This is a genomic window from Microbacterium sp. Kw_RZR3 (assembly GCF_029222405.1).
GTDB lineage: Bacteria > Actinomycetota > Actinomycetes > Actinomycetales > Microbacteriaceae > Microbacterium.
The window spans coordinates 1-9,148 of sequence record NZ_JARHXC010000152.1; the positions used below are offsets into that span (position 1 = coordinate 1).

The following is a 9,148-nucleotide window of genomic DNA, read 5'->3' on the forward strand; positions in this document are numbered from 1 at the left end:
CGGGGCGGGGCCGTGGCGTCCGTGTCAGGCGGCGAGGCCGAGCGCCTTGCGCAGGCGCGCGACGTGGCCGGTGGCCTTGACGTTGTACTGCGCCTCGACGATCGTGCCGTCCTCGTCGATGACGAAGGTCGAGCGCAGAACGCCCGTGACCGTCTTGCCGTAGTTCTGCTTCTCGCCCCACGCGCCGTACGCCTCGTGCACGGCGTGGTCGGGGTCGCTGAGCAGCGGGAAGGTCAGGCCGTCGCTGTCGCGGAACGCGCGCAGCTTCTCGGTGGTGTCGCGGGAGACGCCGAGCACCGTGTAACCGGCGCCCTGCAGCGACGCGAGGCTGTCGCGGAAGTCGCATGCCTGCGTCGTGCAGCCGGGGGTCTGCGCCGCCGGGTAGAAGTACACGATCACGCGGCGCCCGCGGAAGTCGCTCAGCGAGACGGGGTGCTCGTCCTGGTCGAGCAGGGTGAAGTCGGGGGCGGTGTCGCCCTTTGAGAGGTTCGTCACCCCTCCAGCCTAGAACGCTCGATGGCCTGGAAAGTGGTCAGCAATCGGTGAAGCGAGTCGAGTCGGGCCTCGGCCCCCGGGCCCAGGCGACCGGATGCCACGGCTTCGGCGATCGCGCAGTCCGGGGCGTCGGGCAGGTGCGTGCAGCCACGAGGGCAGTCCTCCGCGGCCTCGGCGAGGTCGGTGAAGGCCCCGAGCACGTGGGCGGGATCGACGTGGCCGAGGCCGAAGGAGCGCACGCCCGGGGTGTCGATGACCCAGCCGGAACCCGCGGGACCGCGGTAGCGCAGCGACACGGCGGATGACGAGGTGTGGCGCCCGCGGCCCGTGACGGTGTTGACGTGCCCGATCGCGCGCTCCGATCCGGTGAGCGCGTTCACGAGCGTCGACTTGCCGACGCCGGAGTGCCCGACGAACACCGTCGAGTGCCCCGCGATGGCCTCGCCGATCTCATCGAGCGGCATGGCTCCCTGCGCGCTGGTGAAGACGCGCAGGTCGATGCCGTCGAAGTGCGAGAGGAACTCCGTCGGATCGGCCAGGTCGGTCTTCGTGACGACGAGCAGGGGACGGATGCCGGCGTCCAGCGCCGCGACCAGGTACCGGTCGACGAGCCGCTCCCGGGGCTCGGGATCGGCCGCCGCGACGACGATGAGCATCTGGTCGGCGTTCGCCACGATCACCCGTTCGACCTGGTCGGTGTCGTCGGCGCTGCGGCGGAGCAGGGACGTGCGCTCCTCGATCCCGACGATGCGCGCGAGCGTGCCTTCGTCGCCGGAGAGGTCTCCGACGACGCGGGCGCGATCGCCGTTGACGATCGGCTGCTTGCGCAGCTCTCGCGCGCGGGTCGCGAGGACCCTGCGCTCGGTCGGCTCGTCCTCGTCGAGCAGCACGGTGTAGCGACCGCGGTCGACGCCGAGGACACGGGCGATCCGGGCGTCCGCGTGCGCGGGCCGACGCTTCGTGCGCGGCCGGTTCGCCTTGGGGTTGGGGCGGACCCGAATCGACGACTCGTCGTACTCGAGGTCGTCGTCGTCGCCGTCGTCGAGCCAGCTCACCCGGTGCTCCGGGCGTCAGCGCGCGGCATCCGTGCCCTCGTCCAGACCCAGCATGGCGTGCCACAGTCCGGCGAACTGGGGGAGCGTCTTCGCGGTCGTGCCGATGTCGTCGATCTCGACGCCGGGGACCCGCAGGCCGATCAGCGCGCCCGTCGTCGCCAGGCGGTGGTCGTGGTGCGCCTTCCATTCGCCGCCGCGCAGGGGTTGCGGCACGATGCGGATGCCGTCTTCGAGTTCGTGCGCCTCGCCGCCGAGCGAGCGCAGGTTGCCGACGAGCGCCGCGATGCGGTCGGTCTCGTGACCCCGGATGTGGCCGATGCCGTGCAGCGTCGTCGGGCCGTCGGCGAACGCCGCGAGACCGAAGAGGGTCGGGGCGAGTTCGCCGGCGGCGGAGAGATCGAGTTCGAGTCCCGCGATGCGCTCGCCCGCCGACACGGTGAGGGCACCGCCCCGGCGGCTCACTCTGGCCCCCATCTCGCTGAGGATGTCGGCCAGGAGCGCGCCGGGCTGCGTGCTGTGGAGGGGCCATCCGGTGACCGTGACGGATCCGCCGGTGACCATCGCCGCGGCGAGGAACGGAGCGGCGTTGGAGAGGTCGGGTTCGATCGCGACGTCTTTCGCGCGTATCGGACCCGCGGGGACGATCCACTCGCCGACCGCCGGTCGTTCGACGTGGATGCCGCGGTGCGCGAGGGCCTCGACGGTCATGTCGATGTGCGGGATGCTCGGCAGGCGAGAGCCCACGTGGCGCAGGTGCAGACCGACGTCGAAACGCGGAGCGGCCAGCAGCAGGCCCGAGACGAACTGGCTCGACTGGCTCGCGTCGATCTCGACCTCGCCGCCGCGCACGTGACCGTGGCCGCGGACGGTGAACGGGAGCGCCCAGTGGCCGCCGTCGTCGATGTCGACGCCGACCTCGCGCAGCGCGGAGATCATCGCGCCCATCGGACGGTGCAGCGCGCTCTCGTGCGCCGTGACGTGGACGTCGCCGCGCGCGAGCCCCGCGACCGGTGCGACGAAGCGCATCACGGTACCGGCCTGCCCGCAGTCGATCGTGACGTCGCCCGAGAACGCGGCAGGCGGGGTGACGAGGAGATCGGGTCCGAAGGGTGAGTCGGTGGCCACCTCTTCGATGCCGACCCCCAGTTCGCGCAGCGACTCGACCATGCGCGCCGAGTCGTCGGAGTGCAGCGGAGCGTGCAGCATGCCGGGGCCGTCGGCGATCGCGGCGAGCACGAGTTCGCGGTTGGTGAGCGACTTGGAGCCGGGCACCGTGACGGTGGCATCCACCGCTGCGTCGGCGACGGGCGCGTTCCACGCCCCACGAGGAGTGGCGGCGGAAGGGGAATACCCGAGACGTGTCATCGGTTCTTAGCCTACTGAAAGGGGACGACACGTGACCGCACTTCTCGAGCGCTCCGGCGTACGCACCACCATCCCGGTGGTCGTCGACACGCCCGACGTAGACTGGCGCCCAATGGACGACACGGCAGACACCCTCCCGCCGGTGGCGGAACCCCGCGCGCAGTTCGAAGAGCAGGCGCTGCCCTTTATGGACCAGCTGTACGCGGCGGCGATGCGCATGACGCGCAACCCCGCCGACGCGGCCGACCTCGTGCAAGAGACGTTCGTCAAGGCCTACGGGTCGTGGGCGACGTTCACCCAGGGCACCAATCTCAAGGCGTGGCTGTACCGGATTCTCACGAACACGTACATCAACACGTACCGCAAGAAGCAGCGCGAGCCGTACCAGAGCGCGATCGACGACCTCGAGGACTGGCAGCTCGGCGGCGCCGAGTCGACGACCGCGACCAGCGCGCGCTCGGCCGAGGCCGAGGCCATCGATCACATGCCCGCGTCGGTCGTCAAGGACGCGCTGCAGTCGATCCCCGAAGACTTCCGCCTGGCGGTATACCTCGCCGACGTGGAGGGCTTCGCCTACCAAGAGATCGCCGACATCATGAAAACCCCGATCGGCACGGTCATGAGTCGTCTGCACCGCGGCCGACGGCTGCTGCGCGACCTGCTGTCGGACTACGCGAAAGAACGCGGCTTCCAGGCCGCGACGGGAGAGAAGAAATGAGCGACTGCGGCTGCGACCAGGCACGGCGCGACCTGGAGGAGTACCTCCGCAACGAGGTCTGCAAGACCGAGGCGAAGGACATCCGGGACCATCTCGAGAACTGCCCCGGATGCCAGGACGAGGCGCTCGTCGCCCGCACGCTGACCGAAGTGGTCGCGCGGGCCTGCAAAGAGACGGCGCCGGAGGAGCTCCGCGACCAGGTGCTCGCCAGACTCCGCTCGGTTCAGGCCGCTCACTGACGCGGACGGGCGGCGGCCGCACGCGGGTCCGTAGGCTGGGGGTATGGCCACGACCGACACGCGCGCTCTCGCTCTCGACGCCACCTCCGCCGCCGACCTGGAGGCCAGCGGCCTCCAGTACGCCCTTGTACAGGCCGACCACGAGGGCTTCGAGCCTTTCCTGCGCGCGGTGTCGCGAGGATTCCTCGGTGAGGATCCCTCCGCGGACGAGGTCGAGAGTGCTCGACGGGCGCTGACGCCGCGTCGTCTGACCGGCGTGTTCGACCGTGCGGGCGTCGCCCCCGAGTCACCCGTCGCGACTGTCGATTCGTGGGCCACCGAGCTCACCGTGTCGCCCGGGCGGACGATCCCCCTCTGGTCGATCAGCGGCGTCACGGTGGCTCCGACCCACCGACGCCGGGGGATCGCCCGCGCGATGCTCACGGGCGAACTGCGCACCGCGGCCGCCGCGGGCTTTCCGCTCGCCGGACTGACGGTCACCGAGGCGACGATCTACGGGCGGTGGGGGTTCTCTCCCGCCGCCTGGGCCTCCGACGTCGTCGTCGACACGCGGCGCGCGCGGTGGACCGGTCCCGTCGCACCGGGGCGCCTGGACTTCGTCTCGCGCGAGAGCCTCCCCGAGCGACTGAGCCGCGTCCACGAGAGGGTTCGCCTCGAACGTCCCGGGTCCGTGCCCGGCTGGGAGGGGCGTTGGCGCGGCATGGCCGGTCTCACCCCCGACGCCAAGGACGGCAACAAGGTGCGCGCCGTGTCCTACCGCGACGCGGCGGGCGAGGAACGCGGCATCCTCGTCTACACGCTCGACCCCGGACCGAACGACGACTACTCGGCGCACGTCCTGAGCGTGCGCGCGCTCTTCGCCGACGGCGACGAGGCCGCAGCCGCGCTGTGGCGCTTCGCGATCGAACACGATCTCGTCGGCGAGGTCAAGGCGTCGCTGCAGCCCGCCGTCCCGCCGGTTCAGTGGATGGTCGCCGACCGTCGGGCCGTGACAGCGACGCTCACCGACCACCACTGGCTGCGCATCCTCGACGTGCCCACGGCCCTGAGCGCGCGCCGCTACGCGCGTGCTCTCGACGTCGTCCTGCGGGTCGAGGATCCCCTCGGCTTCGCCGATGGCGCGTGGAGCCTGCGCATCGACGCCGACGGGGTGGCGGAGGTCGACGCGGCCCCCGCGTCCCGCGACGTCGACGTCGAGCTGTCGGTCGCCGCGCTCAGCTCGCTGCTGCTCGGCGGCGTCCGAGCCCGTGAGCTCGCTGCCGCGGGCCTCGTGCGCGGTTCCGCGCAGGCACTGGCCGCGGTCGACGCCGCTTTCGTTCCGGACGTCGCCCCTCTCCTGGACATCTGGTACTGAGCGTCTCTCATAGGGTCGCCCCGTAACCTCCTGCCGATGTCCGACGCCCCACCCCCCTCCCCGCCGCGGCGCTCGCGGTTCCGGGTCGATCCGCGCGCCCTCGCGGCGGCCCTCGGGCGATACGTACGGGCCAACCCGGTCGCGGTGTGCATCGCGGTGCTGGTCACCGCGTCGGCGGCGGCGACGGGCACGCTCTGGGGTGACGACGCTCTCATCTGGGGCGCGGGTCCCCTCGCCACGTTCGCCTCCGGACGGTGGTGGACGATCGCGACCGCGCTGTTCATCCCGGACTCGCCGATCGACGCGATCACGTCGGTGGTTCTCGCCCTGACGGCGCTCGCCGCGGCCGAACGACTCCTCGGCTCCCGGCGGACCGGCATCCTGTATCTCGTCATCGGGATCGTCGGGCTTCTCGCCGGTGTGGGGATGCACGCGGCCGTCTGGTCGGTGACCGATCTGCGGCCGGTCGTGGCCGCCGAGGTGCCGGTCCTCGACCCCACGACACCGCTCGCGGGTGTCGTGATGGTGGCCAGCGCTTTCGCCCTCACCCTGTGGCGCCGTCGACTCCGCCTGGTCGGGTTCGCCCTGCTCTCGCTCTTCGCGCTCTACGCCGGCGACGCGGACTCCTGGTACCGCATCATCGCGGCCACCATCGGACTCGTCGTGGGTGCGGTGCTCGCCCGGGGGATCGAGCGACGGTCCTGGCATCGCAGCTCCGCGCGCGAGACGCGGACGCTCCTGGCCCTGATGGTCGCCGTCGTGGGGAGCGGGCCACTCGTCGCGCTCATCAGCGGCGGCGGCCGCGGACCCCTGTCTCTCGTGGTCGACGCGTACACCCAGTACGACGACGCCCTCCTCGCGCGGTGCGAACAGCTCTCGGAGTCGGTCTGCAACGAGCAGGTCGCGCTGTTGATGACCCGGGGGCTGGGACCGGCGTTGCTGGCGATCGTTCCCCTCGCCCTCATGCTGGTCGCGGCCTGGGGGCTGCGTCAGGGCCGCCGTGCGGCTCTCGTCCTCGCGGTCCTCACCCTCGTGATGTCCGCCGTCTCGCCCCTCGTCGCCCTGGCGAACGGCCGGCTGCGCATCGATCCGTGGGTCGACGGCAGTGGTGCCGAGTACGTGCTGTGGGCCTTGGCATCCGTCGTCATCCCCCTGGTCCTCGCCGCCGCCCTGGTGGTGGCGCGGCGCCGTTTCCCCGTGCGCGCGACGCGGCGCGCGGCGCGCACCTTCGCCGTCATCGTCGGGCTCGCCTTCGTCGCCATCGGCTCGGGCTTCTTCGTCACCGAGGAGCTGGGGCGGCGCGCCTTCGACCGCGAGATCTCGGTGCTCGACATGCTGGGGCTCACGCTGCGCCGGTTCTTCCCGCCGTCGTACACCACGCCCGGAGCCTCGGGATTCCCGCACCACGGCGTGGCCCTCTTCGCCTACCAGTGGGTCGGCGTTCTCTTCTGGGCGATCGTGATCGCGGCGATCCTGTGGCTGTACCGCCGGGTGCAGCGCCCGGATGCCGACGACGACTCGCTCTACCGGGAACTGCTGCGGCGGGGGAGCGACACCCTCGGTTTCCTCGGCACGTGGGAGGGAAACCGGCACTGGTCGTCGGCCGATCGGCAGAGCGCGATCGCGTATCGACTGGTCGGCGACGTGGCGCTCGCCGTCGGCGACCCCCTGACGCCGCCCGGTGGGCGCCCCGAGGCGCTACGGGCCTTCACCGATTTCTGCGTCGAGCACGGGTGGACACCTGCGTTCTACAGCATCCATTCCGATACCGCGGACGATCTGCGCGATCTCGGGTGGAGGCAGATCCCCGTCGGCGTCGAGACGGTCATGGATCTTCCCGGGCTGACGTTCGCGGGCAAAGCGTGGCAGAAGGTCCGGCAGCCGATGACGCGCGCGGAGCGCGAGGGCTACACCGCCGTCTGGACCCGATGGCACGAGCTGACGGTGTCGCAGGTGTCGCAGGTGACCGCCATCGACGAGGAATGGGTGGCCGATCGCGCCCTGCCCGAGATGGGCTTCACGCTCGGCTCCCTCGATGAGCTGCGCGACCGCGACGTCCGTCTGCTCCTGGCGGTCGGGTCCGACGACCGCATCGAAGCGGTGACGAGCTGGATGCCGAGCTGGACCGACGGCGAGCTCACGGGGTGGACGCTCGACTTCATGCGTCGACGCACCGACGGGCCCAACGGGATGATGGAGTTCCTCATCGCGAAGGCGGCCCTGCAGCTGCAGTCGGAGGGGGCGACGGTCCTCAGCCTGTCGGGAGCGCCTCTCGCGGACGATCCCGACGAGCCGGCGGACGGCGACCCCGGTCCGCTGCGGGCTCTGCTGCGGTGGCTCGCCGAGGTGCTCGAACCCGCGTACGGCTTCGCGTCGCTGTTCCGCTTCAAGGGCAAGTTCCGCCCGCGGTACCGCCCGCTCTCGCTCGCCTACCGTGACCCGCTCCAGCTTCCGGCGATCGGGGCGGCCGTCGGCCGCGCCTACCTCCCCGACGCGTCGCGCCGTGAGATCGTCGCTTTGGCGAGAACCGCATGGGAGGGGCGCCGGTGAACCGTTTCGTGCTGTCCTTCGAACTCATCGACAGTCCACTGCTCACGATCTGCGCGGTGATCGCGGGTCTGGGCGTGATCGCCGTGATCGCGTGGTCGCCGCGGCGGATCGTCCCGACGCTGCTCATCGGCGCCAGCGCGGGCATCCTCATGTACATCGTCGCGCACATCCTGGAAGCCAGGGGACTCTTTCAGGGGCCGCTGCCGGCGCACGCGGCCACCTGGGCCACGGGCGGGATCGTCGCCGTCGCCATCGGTGTCGTGGGCATCTGCCGCCGCCCGTGGGGGCGTCGGGTGGTGGGCGTGGTGACGGTGCTCGCCGGCCTCTTCGCGGCCGCGCTCGGCGTCAACACGTCGTACGGCGTCACGCACAACCTCGCGGCCATTCTGGGCGTGCAGGCCCTCGACCCCGCGTCGTTGCCCGCACCCACCGCGACAGCGGGCGATCCGGCGACGCTGTACCAGAACTGGCAGCCCCCCGCGGGAATGCCGTCGAAGGGCTCGGTGAGCGCCCTGACGGGGGATGCCAAGATCCCGACGGGGCAGTACGCCGCGCGCGACGCCTCGCTCTACCTCCCGCCGGCAGCGCAGGTCGCGAACCCGCCCGCGCTCCCGCTCCTGGTGTTCATGATGGGCCAGCCGGGTTCCCCCGATCCGACCAACCTCGCCAAGGCGCTCGACGCGTTCGCCGCTCAACACGACGGTCTCGCTCCCATCGCCGTGGTCGTCGACCAGCTGGGCGCCCCCGACAGAGACCCCGCCTGCGTCGACTCCGCGACCTACGGCGCCGTGTCGACCTACATCAACCAGCTCGTGCCGCAGTGGGCGGAGGCGAAGCTCAACATCGTCAAGGACCACCGGTACTGGACCATCGGCGGGTTCTCGAACGGCGGGTCGTGCGCCGCGGTGTACGGCGCGAAGTATCCCGAGGTGTGGGGCCAGATGCTCGACATCATGGGCAACGAGTTCCCGGGCTCCGAGCACGTCGACAAGACCGTGGCAGAGGTGTTCAACGGAGACGCGAACGCGTTCCAGGCGACGAAGCCGTCGGTCATCATGGCCGCCGCGCCGCCCGGCACCTACACCGGCCACCTCGCGATCTTCACGTGGGGCAGTGAGGACACCACCTACGGTCCCGGGCAGAAGGCGAACTCCGAGGCCGCCCAGGCCGCGGGATTCACCGTCGTGACCTACGTCGTGCCGGGAGCGGGGCACACCGGAGAGGCACTGGATGCCAGTCTCGCGTACTCCCTCCCCGTGCTGGCCCCGGTGCTCGGTCTGGCTCCGCCCGCGTCCTGACGCGCCTGTGCCCTGACGGGTCGCGGCGTCCTGCGGGGCCATGGACCCGCGCGGGTCGGGAGCGCACGGGCCCA

General features: G+C 71.4%; 8 protein-coding genes. 5 read left to right on the plus strand and 3 right to left on the minus strand.

Annotated features, from left to right (window positions below):
- Nucleotides 1-24: 24 nt before the first annotated feature.
- The 3 genes from bcp to aroA are packed head-to-tail and all read right to left on the minus strand — an operon-like array spanning nt 25 to nt 2,915.
- Nucleotides 25-495: a thioredoxin-dependent thiol peroxidase gene (bcp, locus tag P2P98_RS08135; RefSeq protein ID WP_275798921.1), complete on the minus strand. Its 471-nt coding sequence runs from the start codon at nt 493-495 to the stop codon at nt 25-27.
- A complete protein-coding gene (gene rsgA, locus P2P98_RS08140) occupies nt 492-1,550 on the minus strand; it encodes a ribosome small subunit-dependent GTPase A (RefSeq protein ID WP_058597186.1) in 1,059 nt (352 codons plus the stop codon). Before rsgA ends, bcp begins: the two co-directional genes overlap by 4 nt.
- A gap of 15 nt (nt 1,551-1,565) precedes the next feature.
- Nucleotides 1,566-2,915, minus strand: a complete 1,350-nt coding sequence (aroA, locus tag P2P98_RS08145; RefSeq protein WP_058597187.1) for a 3-phosphoshikimate 1-carboxyvinyltransferase — start codon at nt 2,913-2,915, stop codon at nt 1,566-1,568.
- A 112-nt stretch (nt 2,916-3,027) separates the two neighbouring features.
- Here aroA and P2P98_RS08150 point away from each other — a divergent pair, with 112 nt between their 5' ends.
- From P2P98_RS08150 to P2P98_RS08170, 5 genes are read left to right on the plus strand one after another with little or no spacing between them, the layout of a single operon-like run.
- Nucleotides 3,028-3,633, plus strand: coding sequence for a sigma-70 family RNA polymerase sigma factor (locus P2P98_RS08150; RefSeq protein WP_058597207.1), 606 nt, complete (start codon nt 3,028-3,030; stop codon nt 3,631-3,633).
- Nucleotides 3,630-3,872: a zf-HC2 domain-containing protein gene (locus tag P2P98_RS08155; protein WP_058597188.1), complete on the plus strand. Its 243-nt coding sequence runs from the start codon at nt 3,630-3,632 to the stop codon at nt 3,870-3,872. Before P2P98_RS08150 ends, P2P98_RS08155 begins: the two co-directional genes overlap by 4 nt.
- A 43-nt stretch (nt 3,873-3,915) precedes the next feature.
- Nucleotides 3,916-5,226 carry a GNAT family N-acetyltransferase gene (locus P2P98_RS08160; RefSeq protein WP_275798926.1) on the plus strand — a complete coding sequence of 437 codons (1,311 nt, stop codon included), beginning with the start codon at nt 3,916-3,918 and terminating at the stop codon, nt 5,224-5,226.
- A gap of 36 nt (nt 5,227-5,262) precedes the next feature.
- Nucleotides 5,263-7,776 carry a DUF2156 domain-containing protein gene (locus tag P2P98_RS08165; protein ID WP_275798928.1) on the plus strand — a complete coding sequence of 838 codons (2,514 nt, stop codon included), beginning with the start codon at nt 5,263-5,265 and terminating at the stop codon, nt 7,774-7,776.
- Nucleotides 7,773-9,074 (plus strand): alpha/beta hydrolase-fold protein, encoded by a 1,302-nt coding sequence (locus P2P98_RS08170; protein ID WP_275798931.1) that lies wholly within the window; start codon nt 7,773-7,775, stop codon nt 9,072-9,074. Before P2P98_RS08165 ends, P2P98_RS08170 begins: the two co-directional genes overlap by 4 nt.
- The last annotated feature ends 74 nt before the right edge of the window (nt 9,075-9,148 follow it).